The sequence below is a fragment of the Streptomyces sp. R-07 genome, from assembly GCF_049913175.1.
GTDB lineage: Bacteria > Actinomycetota > Actinomycetes > Streptomycetales > Streptomycetaceae > Streptomyces.
This window is the reverse complement of sequence record NZ_CP183978.1, coordinates 7,662,141-7,677,460: the sequence shown is the minus strand read 5'-3', so window position 1 is coordinate 7,677,460 and position 15,320 is coordinate 7,662,141. Positions and strand designations below refer to the sequence as shown.

10 protein-coding genes are annotated in these 15,320 nt (G+C 72.7%); 1 reads left to right on the top strand and 9 read right to left on the bottom strand.

What is annotated here, in order from left to right:
* Window positions 1-43: 43 nt before the first annotated feature.
* The gene (locus ACN9M0_RS34950) at window positions 44-907 is read left to right on the top strand and encodes an SCO6745 family protein (RefSeq protein WP_399697127.1); all 864 of its coding nucleotides are present in this window, start codon (window positions 44-46) and stop codon (window positions 905-907) included.
* 84 nt (window positions 908-991) lie between these two features.
* On the opposite strand, the gene ACN9M0_RS34945 is transcribed toward ACN9M0_RS34950, so the two are convergent.
* From ACN9M0_RS34945 to ACN9M0_RS34905, 9 genes are read right to left on the bottom strand one after another with little or no spacing between them, the layout of a single operon-like run.
* Window positions 992-1,534, bottom strand: coding sequence for an NADPH-dependent FMN reductase (locus ACN9M0_RS34945; RefSeq protein ID WP_366041965.1), 543 nt, complete (start codon window positions 1,532-1,534; stop codon window positions 992-994).
* The gene (locus ACN9M0_RS34940; protein ID WP_426404874.1) at window positions 1,531-2,265 is read right to left on the bottom strand and encodes a 4'-phosphopantetheinyl transferase family protein; all 735 of its coding nucleotides are present in this window, start codon (window positions 2,263-2,265) and stop codon (window positions 1,531-1,533) included. The genes ACN9M0_RS34945 and ACN9M0_RS34940 overlap by 4 nt, the downstream gene beginning before the upstream one ends.
* Complete coding sequence (locus ACN9M0_RS34935; RefSeq protein WP_366041967.1) at window positions 2,262-3,083, bottom strand: thioesterase II family protein; 822 nt, start codon at window positions 3,081-3,083, stop codon at window positions 2,262-2,264. Before ACN9M0_RS34935 ends, ACN9M0_RS34940 begins: the two co-directional genes overlap by 4 nt.
* Before the next feature lie 5 nt (window positions 3,084-3,088).
* The gene (locus tag ACN9M0_RS34930) at window positions 3,089-3,709 is read right to left on the bottom strand and encodes an NADPH-dependent FMN reductase (RefSeq protein ID WP_366041968.1); all 621 of its coding nucleotides are present in this window, start codon (window positions 3,707-3,709) and stop codon (window positions 3,089-3,091) included.
* 57 nt (window positions 3,710-3,766) lie between these two features.
* Window positions 3,767-5,368 (bottom strand): MFS transporter, encoded by a 1,602-nt coding sequence (locus ACN9M0_RS34925; protein ID WP_426404873.1) that lies wholly within the window; start codon window positions 5,366-5,368, stop codon window positions 3,767-3,769.
* A gap of 59 nt (window positions 5,369-5,427) precedes the next feature.
* The gene (locus ACN9M0_RS34920; RefSeq protein ID WP_426404872.1) at window positions 5,428-10,773 is read right to left on the bottom strand and encodes an SDR family oxidoreductase; all 5,346 of its coding nucleotides are present in this window, start codon (window positions 10,771-10,773) and stop codon (window positions 5,428-5,430) included.
* A gap of 21 nt (window positions 10,774-10,794) precedes the next feature.
* Window positions 10,795-12,351 (bottom strand): acyltransferase domain-containing protein, encoded by a 1,557-nt coding sequence (locus ACN9M0_RS34915; protein ID WP_426404871.1) that lies wholly within the window; start codon window positions 12,349-12,351, stop codon window positions 10,795-10,797.
* 54 nt (window positions 12,352-12,405) lie between these two features.
* A complete protein-coding gene (locus ACN9M0_RS34910) occupies window positions 12,406-13,599 on the bottom strand; it encodes a cytochrome P450 (protein WP_366041973.1) in 1,194 nt (397 codons plus the stop codon).
* The gene (locus ACN9M0_RS34905) at window positions 13,596-15,317 is read right to left on the bottom strand and encodes a thioester reductase domain-containing protein (RefSeq protein ID WP_366041974.1); all 1,722 of its coding nucleotides are present in this window, start codon (window positions 15,315-15,317) and stop codon (window positions 13,596-13,598) included. The genes ACN9M0_RS34910 and ACN9M0_RS34905 overlap by 4 nt, the downstream gene beginning before the upstream one ends.
* Window positions 15,318-15,320 lie beyond the last annotated feature (3 nt).

Sequence of the window (15,320 nt, the reverse complement as noted above, 5' to 3'; positions counted from 1 at the left end):
GTTGTGGGCTCCCGGCGACCGTCCGGCACGTAGCGTGGGGGCCATGACGGCGATATCCCCGCGCGAGGCCCGGCGCTGCTTCAACGCCCACCACCCCATCCACGCGGCGTACTACTTCTCGTCCGAGCACGACGAGACCTACGCGGAACTCGGGCTGGAGAACGGCCCCATGGCGTACCTCGCCGGGCGCGCCGCTCCCTTCGGGGCGGTCGGCGCCGGCGTGGTCACCGCGGCCTTCTACAACTTCCACCCGGAGCTCGTGGCACGGCACCTTCCCCGCGCCTGGGACGTCACCTCCCCCGCCGCCGTCCTGGAGTCCCGGCTGCGGATCACGGACACGTATCTCGCCCGGCTGCTGGGACGCGAGGCGCTGGCTTCCCCCGAGATGGCGGAGGCCGCCGGTCTCGCACTCCGCGCGGCCGAGGGATGCCGCCGCCCCGGCCGGCCCCTGTACTCGGCCAATGCCGACCTGCCGGTGCCCGAGGCACCGCACCTGGCCCTGTGGCACGCCGCGACGCTGCTGCGCGAGCACCGCGGGGACGGTCACGTCGTCGCGCTCTCCGAAGCCGGTCTCGACGGGCTGGAGGCCCTTGTGTCCCACACGGCCACCGGTACGAACTGGCGGCCCGCGTACCTGCAGTCCGCGCGGGGCTGGTCCCCCGAGGAGTGGGCGGCGGCACGGGAACGGCTGGTGGAACGCGGGATCCTCGGCGCCGACGGCGAGCTGACCGGCCAGGGGGCGGAGCTGCGCCGTGCCGTCGAGGCCGACACCGACCGCCTCGACGTGGCTCCGTACGAGCATCTGGGGGCGGAGGGAACCCGGCGGCTCACCGAGTTGGCGGGGGCCTTCTCCAAGGTGGTACTGGCCGGTGGCGGGCTGCCGCTCGAGAACATCGGCAAGCGCTGAAGGCCTGCCGGAGCGCCGTGTCCGGACGTTGCCGTCTCCGGAGACGGCAACGTCCGGACACGGCGACGTCCGGCCGCCGCCCGCTCACCCCTCGGCGCCGTGCTCCTTCGCCGCCCGGGCCATCGCCGCGAGCACGTCCTTCAGGGCGCCCAGGGTCCCTTCGTCGCTGACCCGGCCGTCCGCGACCTTGGCGCTCGCGAGCGGGATGGGGAGCGACTCCGGGAGGACGTTCGCGCCCATCACCTCCAGGGTCTCCTTGACCCAGGCCTGGGCCCGGTCGCCCCCTGTCATCGACGGCGACGCGGTGACCACGGCGACGGGCTTGCCCACCAGTTCTCCGCCGCCGACCACCCACTCAAGGCCGTTCTTCAGCACCCCCGAGGTGCCGTGCGCGTACTCGGGGCTGGAGATGAGCACCGCGTCGGCGGACTCCAGGAGTGCGCGGAAGGCCATCACCTCGGGGGGCGGGCACTCGCTCTCCACGTCCTGGTTGAAGAACGGGAGCTCTCCCAGCCCTTCGTAGACCGTCATCGACATCGGGGGCAGACACAGCTCGGCGGCCGTGCGCACCACCGCGGTGTTCAACGACATGGCCCGCAGGCTCCCGGAGAAGGCGACGAATTTCATCTGATTCCTTTCCTGCTTTCAACAAATCCCAGGCTTCGCAGCCGGATCGAGGGCTGTCGCCGGTCTCCCGGTAGCGCGAGCGCCGCGACCGCTCCGGCACCGACGTCGACATCGGTCACCGTCCATGAGCTCGGGCCCGTTCCCGTACCGCAGCGGACGCTGACGGTCCCGAGCCGGTCGGGGCTCACCTCGACGGTTCTCAGGTCCATCGCGATCCCGACGCCGACCGCCTTGGTGACCGCCTCCTTGCGGACCCAGGCTCGGTGGAAGGCGTTCAGCCTGTCCCCCGGAGCAAGCCCGAGCACGTACGCCGCCTCGGTCGGTGACAGGCACTGGCCCGCCGTCGCCGGGACGTCGAGGGGACGTACTGTCTCGATGTCCGCCCCCACCGGTCCGGACGCCGACACGGCCACCAGCGCACGCCGCCCCGAGCGGGAGAAGCTGAAGGCCGCCGGCATCGGGGGCGAGACGACGCGCGGGGGTCCGTGGAGGTCGCTGCCGCATCCGGGGCAGGGGGTGCGTCCCCATACGATCGTGGTGGCTCCCACGCCCAGGTGCTCTGCGAGGACCCTCCGCAGGGCGGCCCGTCCGCCCACGAAGGACGCCCTGTCCTGAGCCCGCCGGTACCGGTCGGCCCTGGTGCGTTCGGCCTCGTCCAGCAAGGCGAGATCGCTCTCGCTCACCGAGGGAAGGAGCGGCACCGTCCAGACGTGGGCTACGGGTGCTGTCACGCGAAGTGCCCTCGCGCCGTCCGGCGCGCCGCGGCCACCGCCGCGGTGATGCGTCGGGCGACCGAGCGGCGGTGCTCCGACAGGTAGAAGTGTCCGCCGTCGAACATGTTCAGGCCCAGGAAGTGTTCCGTCCGGCCCGCCCAGGCGGCCAGCCGCTCCCTCCCGACCACGGAATCGTCGTCACCGCCGAACGCGGAGACGGGAACACGCAGTGGTACGGCGTCCGCCGCCGGCCGCCAGGTGTCGACGAGGGCGAAGTCGTTGCGGAACGTGGGGCCGAAGTGGCACCACAGCGCGTCCTCGTCAAGCACCACGTCAGGTGTGCCGCCCACCGAGCGGAGCCAGTCCCTCAGTTCGCTGTCGGTGAGCAGGTGGCGTGCGCTCGGCGTCCTCGTGTCGCCGCCGGGCCGCGGCGCGGCACCGCAGGCGGACACGCCCAGCCAGACGGGAAGGGGGCGTCCCTCGGCCGCCAGCTGCCGCGTCAGCTCGTACGCGACGAGGGACCCCATGCTGTGCCCGAAGAAGGCGAAGGGGCGGTCCGTCCAGGGCAGGAGCTCCCTGGCGAAGAAGGCCGCCAAGGCGTCGCTGTCGTCGATCAGCGGGGTGTTGCTCAGCCGTCCCCGGCCGGGGGCGTCGAGGAGGCACACCTCCCAGTCGGCCGGGAACTCGTGCTCCCAGCCCCGGTAGAGGAGGTGCGAGCCGCCGGCGTGGTGGAAGAGGAACAGTCGCAGCGCGGCCCCCGGCACGGGCCGCGGGCAGGTCACGGCGCCGTGGGTCAGCGGACGCCCGGCCGGCCGGGTGGCGATGTGGGTCACCACGTGTGTCACTTCCCCGCCGGCGACAGGGCCTCGGCGCCGGCGGCGTCCCGCGCGGGCGACGCGAGGACGGTCATCCGGGCGAAGTCCACCACCTGCGTCGCCATGGTCTCCAGCTGGCGCTGCAGGTGCGGATCGGTGCAGTCGCCGTCCGGGCCGAAGCCGGCCGTCCCTGTGTTGACCACGACACCGAGCGGGGTGGGCCAGCCGCGCAGCGCATGGGTCACGTCGCGGAGTGCGGCCAGCGTGGACACACCCCCCTGCCAGCCCTGGGCGACGGCGAGGCTGCCGACGGCCCGCCCGCTGAAGTACGGGCGGGTGTCGTCGCGCAGTTCCTCGACGTGGTCGAGGGCGTTCTTCACGAGTCCCGAGATGCTCCCGTGGTAGGCGGGGCTCGCGAGGACGAGGCCGTCCGCGGCGGCTATCTCGGACACCAGCCGGAGCGCCCGCGCCGAGCGGAGTTCGTCCCGTGGGTCGTAGAGCGGCATCACCAGCTCGGCGCCGCCGATGAGCGACACCTCCGCTCCTTGCCGCTCCGCTGCGGCCAGGACGACGCGGAGTGCTCGCTCGGCTGTCGAATCCGGCCGGGGCGAACCCCCGATTCCGACCACCTTCACGGTCTGTCGCATAGGGATTCGCCCCAATTCCTCTCGTCAGGCTTGCGGGTGTGCGCAGGTGCGCGGTGGTCAGGCGGTGGCCGATTCCGGTGTGGGCGCCACGGGCTCGCTCCGCGCGCTCTCGTGCAGGTCACGGCTGCGGATGCTGAGGAAGGCGATGGCCGCGCCCACGGCGGCGACCACGGCGCAGACGACCATGACCTCCCCGAGGGCGTCGACGAAGACGGAGCGGGCCGCCGCCGTCACCTGATCCAGTACTGACGGGGACACGGCGTCGGCCAGTCCGGAGGTGCCGCCGGTGGCGACCTGCTGCGCGACGCCCTCGGCGTCTCCGCCGAGCTGCGTGCCCGTGGCGGAGGAGGCGAAGGCGTCGACCACCTTGTGGTGGAAGAGCGCGCCGAAGGCGGCGACGCCGACGGCGACGCCGACCTGCTGGAAGGTCTCCCCCATGCCGGAGGCCATGCCGGCCTTCTCGGGCCGCACCACGCCGATGGTGACCGCGGCGCGCGGCGGGTTGAAGAGACCCATGCCGATGCCCGTGACGATCATGCTGGGCAGCATCGCCGTCCACGAGTCGTCCGGGCCGACGAGCACCATGAGGCCCATGCCGACCGCGATGAAACCGATGGACAGACCGATCAGCAGGCCGGGTGCCACCTTGGCGAGGAGGCCTCCGGTGACGCCGGCGACGATGAAGAGGGTGATCATCATCGGCATGAAGCGCAGTCCGGTCTCCCAGGGCGAGTACCCCAGGACGTTCTGTACGTAGGAGATCTGCAGGAAGACGGCGGCGAGGCTGGTCGCGTTGGACAGCAGCGTGGCCAGGCAGACGCCGGTGAAGGTGGGCGTGCGCAGCAGGGAGAGGTCGAACATGGCTCGTTCGCCGCGGACCTTCTCGATGACGACGAAGGCCACGAGCAGAGCGATGCCGCCCGCGAACGCCCCGAGGATGGGGGCGCTGGTCCAGCCGGAGGACTCGCCCCGCAGGAAGCCGAGCACGAGGAGGCTGAGTCCGAGTCCGAAGCTCAGCATGCCCAGCCAGTCGATGCCGTGCGCGGCCGGTTCGCGCGACTCCCTCAGGCGCAGGGCGCCCACGATCAGGGCCACGACGCCGATCGGCACGTTGATCAGGAAGATCCAGCGCCAGCTGAGCGCGTCGGTGAGGAAGCCGCCGATCAGGGGGCCGAAGGCCAGGGCGAGTCCCGCGACGGCGCCGAAGAGCCCGAAGGCCTTGCCCCGGTCGGCGCCCCGGTACTCGTTGCCGATCAGGGCGGGCCCGACGGAGAACAGCACCGCCGCACCGGCGCCCTGGACGCCCCGGGCGATGTTCAGCGCGAGGACGTCCTGCGCCAGGCCCGCGGCCAGCGAGGAGAGCGTGAAGAGGACCAGGCCCGCGGTGAAGACCCGCTTGCGGCCCAGCCGGTCGGCGAGCGAGCCGCCGGTGAGGAGGAAGGCCGCCAGGGTCAGGGTGTACGAGTCGATCACCCACTGCAGGTCGGAGAAGTCCGCCCCGAGCGAGGTCCGCAGGTCCTGCAGTGCGACGTTGACGACGGTCACGTCGAGCATCAGCATGAACATCGCGACCGAGGCCAGCGCCAGGGTCCATGTCCTGGCGCGGTCGGCCGACGGCCCGTTCTCCGCCTTGCTGCCGACAGCTGCTTCGGCTGACATCACGTTCTCCTCATGGTTCCGCGGCACCGTGGTGCCGCTGTTGTCGGTCTCTTTCGAACTCAGTGCGCTGCGGGCCCGGAACCCCACGTGCGGGTGCCCGGGTCGTACGTGCCCTTCTCCGCTCCCTGTATGCCGGTCACCTGGATGAGGGCGCGGCCGTCCGGTCCGGCCACGGCGCAGCGCTCCTCGCCGGACGCGGGGTCGAACCAGTGGCGGAGTGCCAGCCCGTCCGGCCACTCGGCGGCCAACTCCCGGTCGTTGGCCGGGGTGTACAGGTCCACGGAGGCCAGTCGCGTGGGCACCATCACCGGCACGTCTCCCGGCTGCCTGCCGTCGAGTACGGAGGTACGCAGCAGGCAGTCGAGGGCGACGCTCGGCAGGATGAAGCGGGAGAACACGCCGCCGCCCGGCGGAAGGGTCAGGCGCAGTTCCGCGGAGCCGCCGTCGGCCGCGAGGCGCGGGCGGTGCAGGGCGCCGAACACTCCGCTCAACTCCACCGGAGTACCGGGAAGTTCGTAGGTGTTGGGCGCGTCCCGGCCGCCGGAGGGGGTGGGCGGGACCTGGGGGCCGTCGGGGAGCGCGCGGGCCAGGTGCACCACCATGCGGGAGTGCTCGCGCTCGGGCACGGGGCTGGCCGCGGGTGACGTGATCCGTACGTGGACCCGGTCGCCGTCGCGTACGGCCGACACGCACAGGGTCCGCGGCCAGCGGTGCCGGGCCGCCCGGATGAACTGGGACAGGACGACATCGGTGATGCGCCTCGGGAACAGGCCCGGGGCCAGCTCGGCCGCGGCTTCGGCGGCCATTTCGAGGATGAAGGTCCCGGGCACGGTCGGCCGGCCGTCGACCAGGTGCTCCAGGAGGTACGGGTGCTCGTGGAGGGCGACCTCGAACGTCCACGCCGCCGACGCGCCGTCGTACCGCGGGGTGCCGGTCAGGAAGGCCCGCCGGGCGGTGCCCGGTGCCGGGGAACGCCGCCGTTCCGGTGCGCTCTCGGCGGCGGCCTCGCAGGCCGCGCGGAACCCGGGTGCCCCGCGCTGCAAGGTCGCCCAGTCCGCGTCGCCGATCCAGGTGGTCGCCAGGCCGTGGCTGCCGCGGCCGCGGAGCTCTGTGCGGAAGAACTCCCGGCCCTGGACGTCGGTCAGCTGGCCGATCTCGCCCTGCCGGGCCAGGAAGGCACCGCTCGGGGTGTCCGCCGACGCCATGCCCGATTCGACCCACAGTCCGGAGGCCAGCGCGACCTCGTCCGCACCCTCGGTCGCCCGCGTGTGAGCGGCGGCGAGCAGCAGGAACTCGTTGGCGGCGCCGTAGTCGGGCTCACCGCGCAGTCCGGTGAACGCGGAGACGGAGCTGACGCTGCACCACAGGGCGGGGCGCCGGTCTCCGAGGGCGGCACGCAGGTGCGCGTATCCGCGTACCTTCACGTCCCGTACCGCCCGGAAGTCGTCGAGCTTCTTACGGGCGATGCCGGCGGAGCGGGCCAGGCCGGCACCGTGCACGAGCACGTCCACCCGGCCCTCCGCGGCCAGGATCTCGTCGATGACCGCGCGCACGGCGGCCTCGTCGAGGACGTCGCACTGCCGGTAGTGGACCCGCGCGGCGCCGCAGGAGCGTTCGAGGTCCTGGAGCGTGCCCGCGCGTTCGAGCTGCTGGACGGCGCGGTCGTAGCGACGGCTCAGCGCCGCGGGGGTCTCGGCCGGGTACTGCACCATCAGCTGCCGCAGGGCGTCGGCGCGCGGCAGACGGGCCAGGGCCGTCGCTGACGGGTCGGGCGCGGGGCCCGTGCCGAGCAGCCAGACGGCGCGCGGCGTACGGTCGGCCACCAGTTCGTGCACCAGGTGGGCGGTGAGTCCGCGGGCACCACCGGTGGCCACGATCACCGGCTCGTCCGGCAGGCCGAGCTCCATGTCGGCCTGCGGAGCCTCGACGGGCAGCAGCATCAGCTCGTGCCGCACGCCACCCGCGTCGTAGGCGACCGGGATGGAGCGGTGTGCGGCGGATTCCTCGGCCAGCCGCGCCAGGCCGGCCCGCGCGTCCCGGCCGTCGGTGACGAGCGCGAACACCAGGCAGCCGGTCAGCTCCTGCGACAGGCTGCGTACCAGGCCGCCGAAGAGGCCCACGGCGGGGACGGGGGTCGCGCCGTCCACGGCGTTCAGCGCGAGCGCCGCGAGGCAGCCGCCGTCATCGAGCGGTGCGGCGCAGTGCTTGGCCGCCACGAAGGCCAGGTCGTGGAGGTCCAGGACACGCTTCGGCACGTCCCAGCCGGACGGGGTGGCACGCGATCCGGTGACGATCACGCGAATCTGGCCGAACGGCCGGCCGTCCGTGACCAGCAGCCGTTCCAGTTCCTCCGGCTCGTCGAGGTGGACCACCGGGAACGGCAGAGCGGCGTCGCGCGGTGCGGTCCCGGGCGCGACGACCAGGCAGTCCGCCGGAACGCCGACGTCCCTCAGCGCGCCCGGCTCGTCGGTCAGCACCAGGCTTCCGGCGGGCAGTGCCGCCACGCCGGGGCGGACGGTCCGAACCGGTACGGGCCGCAGCGCGAGCGCGTGCCGCGCGAGGTGACCGCTCAGGGAACCCGCGTCCTCCGTCACGGGGGCCTCGGCCGACGGCCGGGGCGTCACCACGAGGGCGGGTGTGTGCCCGTCCTCCAGCGGCCGGACGACCGTCCGCTCCCGCGAGGAGTGCAGGGCGTGCAGGACGGCCACGGCGCCCTCGGCTCCGCGGTAGTTGCGTTCCCGTACGTGCCCCTCGGACTCGGCGTCGCCGGGGGTGTCCCCGGTCGCCAGCTCCACCCGTCCCAGGACGGTCATGCCGTGCTGCTGGGCGACGCTGAGCCGTGTCAGTACGAAACCGACGGCGGCCTCCGCGTTCTCCTTGCTCCCGTGGGTGGGCACGTGGTCCGTCGTGGCGTTGACGCCGATGACCACGGCCAGGTCCATCTCGCCGTCCCGCAGGTAGCGGACGGCGGTGGCCAGGGCCGAGTTGGTGGAGTCGCGGCCCGCGTCGAGCGTCATGTTCGGCCCGTGCAGGTCCAGGCGTTGCACCACCCGGGCCGCGATGACGTTGGGCATGAGCCCGGGATAGGCGTCCTCGTTCATGGGGCGGGACAGGGCGCGCACGGCGTCGTCGAGCGTCTCGGGCGGTATGCCCGCGGGTCCGGTCAGCTTGCCGAGCAGGTCCTCGCGGTAGCAGCGCAGGTCGGCGCCGAGAGCCGCCCGCGTCGGCCCGCTGTGGCCGACGAGTACGCCGGTACGCGCGGACAGTGCCTCGTCCTTCGCCCAGTCCCCGGCGAGGAGGTCGGCGCAGCGCACGGCCATCAGCTGGCTGCGGTCCATGGCCGCGATCGCCGAGGGCGCAAGCCGGAGTTCCACGGGGGAGGGCAGGGGGTAGCTGTCGCCGAAGGACGACGGCCAGTCTGCGTCCCCTCCCGAGAGCCAGCGCGCGACGCGCTCCTCGTCCGGGTCGCCGGGGAGGTGCGTGCCCGTGGCCACGACGACGACCGGGTCGTCCTCCGCCGGCCGGGCGGCGGAGGTCACCCCGCGGGCCGGGGGCCGGTCCGTGAGGACGAGATGGCCGTTCGTGCCGCCGAAGCCCATGGCCGACACCCCGACGGTGCGACGGCGCCCGGCCGTGGCGACCCACGGCACGTCGTCGACCGGCACGTGCACGGCCGTCGACACGCCCTCGGGAAGCTCACCGAACTGCCTTTGCGCCGGGATGACTTCGTGTCGCATGGCGAGCAGCGCGTGGATCGCGGACACCGCTCCCGCCGCCCAGCCGGCATGCCCGACGAGCGACTTGTTGGACGTCATCGTCCACGTCTTGTCCGGGCCCGCGCTCCGGGTGAGCGCGCTCATCTCGGTACGGTCACCGGTCGGCGTACCGGTGGCGTGCGCGACGATCCAGTCCACGTCCTCGGACGTGACGTCGGCGGAGCGCCATGCCCGGTCGAGGGCGATCGTCTGACCCGCGGCGTTGGGGGCGTAGATCGCCTTGCCCCGCCCGTCGGACGATCCGCCGAACCCGGCGACGAACCCGAGGACGGGGTCGCCGTCGGCGAGCGCCCTGGCATGGGTCTTCAGGGCGAGGACCGCGGCTCCGTCGCTGAACAGCACGCCGTCGGCCTCCCGGTCCAGGGCACGCACCCGGCCGGACCGGGACAGGCCGCGGAGCTTGGAGAACAGCACGAGATTCTGGGCGCTCAGCGCGAACGCCCCGCCGCACAGGGCCACGTCCGTCTCACCGGCGCGCAGCGCGCGTACGCCCAGGTCGACGGTGTACAGGGAGGAGGAACAGGCGGTGTCCACCACGACGATCTCCGCGGAGTCGGGCAGATCGGGGGCGGCCATGCGGGCGATCCGGTAGGGCAGTACCTCCTCCGGGGACGCGGCGGCCAGCGGGTAGAGGGCGTCGAAGGTGTCCGGCACCTTCGTCCCCGCGTCGGCGAGGATCCCCCGCACCCCGGCCGAGACGAGGCTGTGCTCCAGGTGGTGGCTGCCGTCGGGGGTGAGGCCGACCGCGAACAGCTGCCGGTCACCGGGCCGGATGGTGACCTTCTCGGTGGCGCCGAGCAACGAGTGCCGCAGCCACAGCGCCGTGTACTCCTCGCTGTCGAAGGCCCCGGATTCCAGTTCGTCCCGCAGGCGCGGGTGGGGTTCGAAGCCGGTCATGAACCCGGACACGCGCGAGTAGGTCTTGTCCTCGGCGCCGGCGTCCGCCGACCAGATGGTGTCCAGGTCCAGCCGGTCCCCGGGTTCGCCGAAGACCGGCTCGCCACTCTTCAGGAGCTCCCAGAAGCGCTCGGGCGAACTGACTCCCGGAAGGGCGAGTCCCATGCCCACGACGACGACCGCGTCGTCTGCGGGTGCCGTCCCGGCCGGCGCCCCGTCGACCGCCTGCGTCCCGCCCTCGACGGCCAGCGTTCTGCCGTCGACGGACGACGCGTCGTCGGACACCAGGAATCCGACGAGTTGCGCGACGCCCTCCGCCCCGGACGACTCCGCGTCCTCCGGCATCACGACGGCGTTGACGCGGATGCCGGCCCGCGTCCCGGCATCCGGTTCGCGTACGAGGTCGGCCACGGAGTCCTGTGTCGGCGGCGCGGTGACCACGTGCACGATCGCACCGCCGTGCTCGTGCGGTGCCATGAGGGCGAGGGCCGCGGCCGTCGCCGTACGGGCGTCGCTGAGCCCTCCCTCACCGGCCACCGCGTTCACGAGCGCGTCGATCCGGCCGGGCCGGCCTTCGGCCCGGCCGAGCGCGGCCTGGATCCCGGGCTCGTCATACGCGTCGCAGGTCACGACGTGCGCGCCGAGCCGTGTGAGTCGCCGGGTCAGGGACGCGGCGAGCGGCCGGCCGGCGCCGGTGACCAGGACGGTGCGGCCGGAGAGGTCGAGGGACATGCTGGCTCCCGTTCTTGTGGTTCAGCGCGCGGACGGCTGGACGGAGGTGATGAGGTCGGCCAGGTCGGCCAGGGTGGGCTGGGCCACGAACCGGCCGTCGACGGCCGACTCCCCGAGCCCGAAGTGAGCCGACACCTTCCCCAGCATCTCCGCACGCTTCAGCGAATCGATCCCGAGATCCGCCTCCAGATCCGCGTCCCCGGTGATCACCTCCACCGGATACCCGAGCGCCGACGCGTACAACTCCCGCAACTCGTCCAGCACTTCGGCCACGGAGGGACCGGCGGGTGCTGCCGCCTCGGCCGCCTCCTCAGCGGGAGCCGTGCCCTGGACGGAGGTGATGAGGTCGGCCAGGTCGGCCAGGGTGGGCTGGGCCACGAACCGGCCGTCGACGGCCGACTCCCCGAGCCCGAAGTGAGCCGACACCTTCCCCAGCATCTCCGCACGCTTCAGCGAATCGATCCCGAGATCCGCCTCCAGATCCGCGTCCCCGGTGATCACCTCCACCGGATACCCGAGCGCCGACGCGTACAACTCCCGCAGCTCGTCCAGCACTTCGGCGACGGAGGGACGGGATGCCGTCGCCGGAGCGGGTACGGGTACGGGTACGGGTACGGGTACGGCCGGAGCGGACTCCGCGGGCGCGGGGGCCGCGGCGGTCTCGGCGCCTCGCGTCCGTGCCGTACGGGTCGTGTCGACCTCCGGCACGCTGCGCCGTACGAGTCCCGACAGGCCGGCCCTGCCGCACTCGACGAACCGCCGCGCGCCGTCGGCGTGCAGCTCGCGCACGGCCGCCATGAACTGCACGGGCGCGGTGAGCTGCCGGACGAGCAGCGCCTTGAGGTCGGTGTCGTCCTGGAGGTAGCCGCCTGCCACCGGCGAGTACACCGCCCTCCGCAGCGGATGCTGCCGGATGCCGGTGATCGCTTCGCCGAAGGCGTGCGCGGCGACGCCCAGCATCGGGCTGTGGAAGGGGAAGGGAGCGTTCAGGCGCGTGGCCTGGACGCCCATCGCACCGGCCAGCCGCGCGACGACTCCGACCGCTTCGTCGGGCCCCGACACCACCGTCTGGCGCGGCGCGTTGGACACGGCGACGGCCAGTCCCCGATCGGCGACGGCGCCCACCAGGTGTGCCGCGCGGGCGGCCGGGAGTTCAAGGGCCACCATGCCGCCGTCCGCCGGGCAGTGCGCCAGGAGGGCTTCCGAGCGATGGCACACCAGCCGTGCCCCGTCGGCCAGGCTGAACGCCCCGGCCACCGTCAGCGCGGCTATCTCACCCATGCTGTGCCCGACCACGACGTCCGGCGTGTCCTGTCGCTCCGCGATGCGGAAGCTGCCGACGGCCGCGGTGAACACGGCGAGCTGCAGGGCGAAGGAGTCCGCGCGCACCAGGTCCGCCGCGGAGGGCGCGTCGGGACGGGTCAGGAGGTGCGAGACACCGTCGCGCCCGAACTCGGCCGCGATCCGGTCGGCCGTGTCGAGGACCTCGCGGACCTCGGGCGAGCCGTCGTCGGCGAACAGCCCCGGGGTGTAACCCCCTTGGCCGGGCAGGAGGAAGACCGTTTCAACCGCCATCATGCGTCCTTTGCGTCCTTCGTGAGGTGAGTGGCATGGCCTGGGGGCACCGGGAGGTCACCAGGTGACGGGCAGTCCGCGGACGCCGTAGAGCACCATGTCGTGCCGGAACGGCAGGTCCTCGAGGCGGCCGCCGAGCTTGAGCGTGGGCAGCCGGTCGAAGAGGCCGGCGAACACGGTGCTCAGCTCGACGCGGGCGAGCGTCAGTCCGATGCACTTGTGGAAGCCGTGGCCGAACGCGACGTGCGCCTGCGGGTCCTTGCGGTGGATGTCGAAGCTGTCGGGCGCCTCGAAGACCGCCGCGTCGCGGTTGGCGGCGTTGATCATCACCAGGAGGCCGTCCCCGGCCCGGATCTCCTGGCCTCCGACGGTGAGGTCCTCGGTGGCGGCGCGGGGCAGTCCCGCGTGGTTGATGGAGAGGTACCGGAGCAGCTCCTCGATGGCCTGCGGGTACAGCGACGGGTCCGCCTTGAGGTCGTCGAGCTGGTCCGGGTGCTCCAGGAGCGTGGCGGTCCCCAGGCCGATCATCTGGGCCATCGTGTCGTAGCCGGAGAGCATCAGCAGCGCGGCCAGGCCGACGAACTCGTCGTGGCTGAGCTTGCCCGCCTCCTCCTGCGCCACCAAACGGCCGAGCATGTCGTCGGTCGGCTGCTGCTCCCGGGCCGTGACCACGCCGTCGAAGTAGGCCATGAGCTCGCGGGCGGCGCCTTCGGCCTGTTCGGGCGTGCTGCTGCGGTCGAGGATCGTGTCCGTGAGGCTCACGAAGATCGTGTGGTCCTCGTACGGGACGTCCAGCAGCTCGCACATCACGGTGGCGGCCATCGGGAGGGCCAGCTGCTTCACGAGGTCGGCGGTGTTCCCCTGGCGCACCAGGTCGTCGAGCAGCGTGTCGAGGATGGCCTTCATCCTCGGCCGCTTCGCCTCCATCTGGCTGATCAGGAACTCGCGGGTCACCAGGCGCCGCAGCCGCGTGTGGTCCGGGGCGTCCTGGTTGAGGAAGAAGCCGGGCGGGAGCGGGGTGTCGCCGGAGATGTAGGAGGGGTAGCCGGGGGTCTTCGGATCCGAGCTGAACCGGGTGTCGGTGAGCACGGCGCGTGCGTCCGCGTGGCGGGTCACCACCCAGACGGCTTCGCCGCGCGGTGTCTGCACCTGGAAGACGGGCTGCTCGGCGCTGAGTTCGCGGTACTGGGGCGGCGGGTCCAGCGGGTGCCTGCGCGGCATCGGGAAGGCGGGTACGGCAGGAGCGGTCATAACGAGACTCCACTCTGGGTGTGGGGGCGGGCGGTGCCACCGGAGGGGGCGGGCAGGAAGCCCGTCGAGACGAAGTAGTCGAGGTAGAGGTCGAACAGGGCGCGTTCGACCGGCCGGCACTCGATGCCCGAACCGTCGAGTGCGGCGCGCAGGTTGTCGGTACGGAAGTCCGGCCTGCTGCCCAGGTAGCCCACTTCCTCGGCCGGCTGGTCGGCGCCGAACAGCGGAAGGTACACGGCGAGTTCGTTCTCCTCGCCGCGCTCCACCGCGGCGGCGAGCTCGCGGTACCAGTCCCGGTAGTCCAGGCGGCGCAGCGGATAGCCGTAGGCCACGATCAGCTCGAAGATCTCGTTCATGCTGACGGATCTGGCGCTGGGGACGTTGAAGACGGCCTCGGCGCGGCCTCCGGAGAGCGCGGTGTGCACGACCGTGGCCGCGCAGAAGTCGACCGGCACGAGGTCGAGGAGCAGGTCGTAGTCCAGATAGGCGCCCAGCTGGACGCAGCCCTTGATCAGGTGGTTGATGAAGGTGTCGGGAGAGCAGGCGCCGGTGGTCTGCGATCCCGTGATGGCTCCGAGGCGGTACACGTGGGCCGGGACGCCGCGGTCCCGGGCCTGGAGCATCAGGCTGTCCGCGACCCACTTCGACTGCCGGTAGCCGCCGACGACGTGGTCGGCCTCGGTGAGCCGGGTCTCCGCCCAGCTGCGCTCCCCCTCGTGTCCGGGATACACGCCGATGGTGGAGACGAAGTGCACGGCCTTGACCCGCTTCCGGCAGGCGAGCCGCAGCACCTCCAGGGCGCCGAAGACGTTGACGGGCTTGATCTTGGCGTAGGGGACGATCCAGCTGGAGATCGCCGCGTTGTGGATGATCAGCTCCACTTCCGCGGCCAGCCGGTGGTACAGCCCCTTCGTCAGCCCGAGGTAGGGACGCCCGGTGTCGCCCGGGACGCCGACGATGCGCTCCTCGTCCCCGTCCCGGAGCAGCCCGTACTCGGCCAGGTTCCCCCGTACCCGCTCGCCCGCCTGTTCCGGCCCGTCGGCGCGCACGAGGACGTGCACGGTCGCGGCCGAGCGGTCGAGGAGTTCACGGAGGAGGAAGGCCCCGGTGTATCCGGTGCCGCCGGTGAGCAGGACCGTGCGGTACGGCCCCGTGGACGCCGGTACGGCCCCTTCCTCGGGCACGATGTCTGCCGGCAGCACGGCATCGGCGGTCATCGCCTCGCTCGCGACGCCCCGGGGGTTGCCGGCCCCGGTCACGGTCGGATCGGCCTGGGAGCTGACCATCCGCGCCAGCTGGGCGACCGTGGGGTCCTCGAACATCCGGCGCAGGTCGAGGCGTACGTCGTAGATCTCCCGTACCTGGGCGGTCATCTGCAGCACCGTCAGGGAGTCGCCGCCCAGGTCGAAGAAGCTGGTCTCGACGCCGACCTTCGGCAGGCCGAGCAGGTCCTGCCAGATCCGGGCGAGTTGGGTCTCGACCGGTGTGCGGGGCGCGACGAAGGTGGTCTCGGGGGTCTCCTCGGCCGTCAGCGGGGGCAGACTGCCCCGGTCCACCTTGCCGTTGGGCAGCTTCGGCAGGTCCGGCAGCACGACGAAGTGTGCGGGGACCATGGCGTCGGGGAGGTGCGTCCTGGCGTAGGCGCGCAGGGAGGAGCGCAGTCCTGCCGCCCAGGCCGAGGTGAGCGGGTCGTTGGCGAGTTGTCGTGTCGGGCTCATGCC

Excerpts from the sequence above, each read along its gene's own strand:
- ACN9M0_RS34950 (WP_399697127.1), top strand. The coding sequence starts at position 44 with ATGACGGCGATATCCCCGCGCGAGGCCCGGCGCTGCTTCAACGCCCAC.
- ACN9M0_RS34945 (WP_366041965.1), bottom strand. The coding sequence starts at position 1,534 with ATGAAATTCGTCGCCTTCTCCGGGAGCCTGCGGGCCATGTCGTTGAAC.
- ACN9M0_RS34930 (WP_366041968.1), bottom strand. The coding sequence starts at position 3,709 with ATGCGACAGACCGTGAAGGTGGTCGGAATCGGGGGTTCGCCCCGGCCG.
- ACN9M0_RS34925 (WP_426404873.1), bottom strand. The coding sequence starts at position 5,368 with ATGTCAGCCGAAGCAGCTGTCGGCAGCAAGGCGGAGAACGGGCCGTCG.
- ACN9M0_RS34920 (WP_426404872.1), bottom strand. The coding sequence starts at position 10,773 with ATGTCCCTCGACCTCTCCGGCCGCACCGTCCTGGTCACCGGCGCCGGC.
- ACN9M0_RS34915 (WP_426404871.1), bottom strand. The coding sequence starts at position 12,351 with ATGATGGCGGTTGAAACGGTCTTCCTCCTGCCCGGCCAAGGGGGTTAC.
- ACN9M0_RS34910 (WP_366041973.1), bottom strand. The coding sequence starts at position 13,599 with ATGACCGCTCCTGCCGTACCCGCCTTCCCGATGCCGCGCAGGCACCCG.
- ACN9M0_RS34905 (WP_366041974.1), bottom strand. The coding sequence starts at position 15,317 with ATGAGCCCGACACGACAACTCGCCAACGACCCGCTCACCTCGGCCTGG.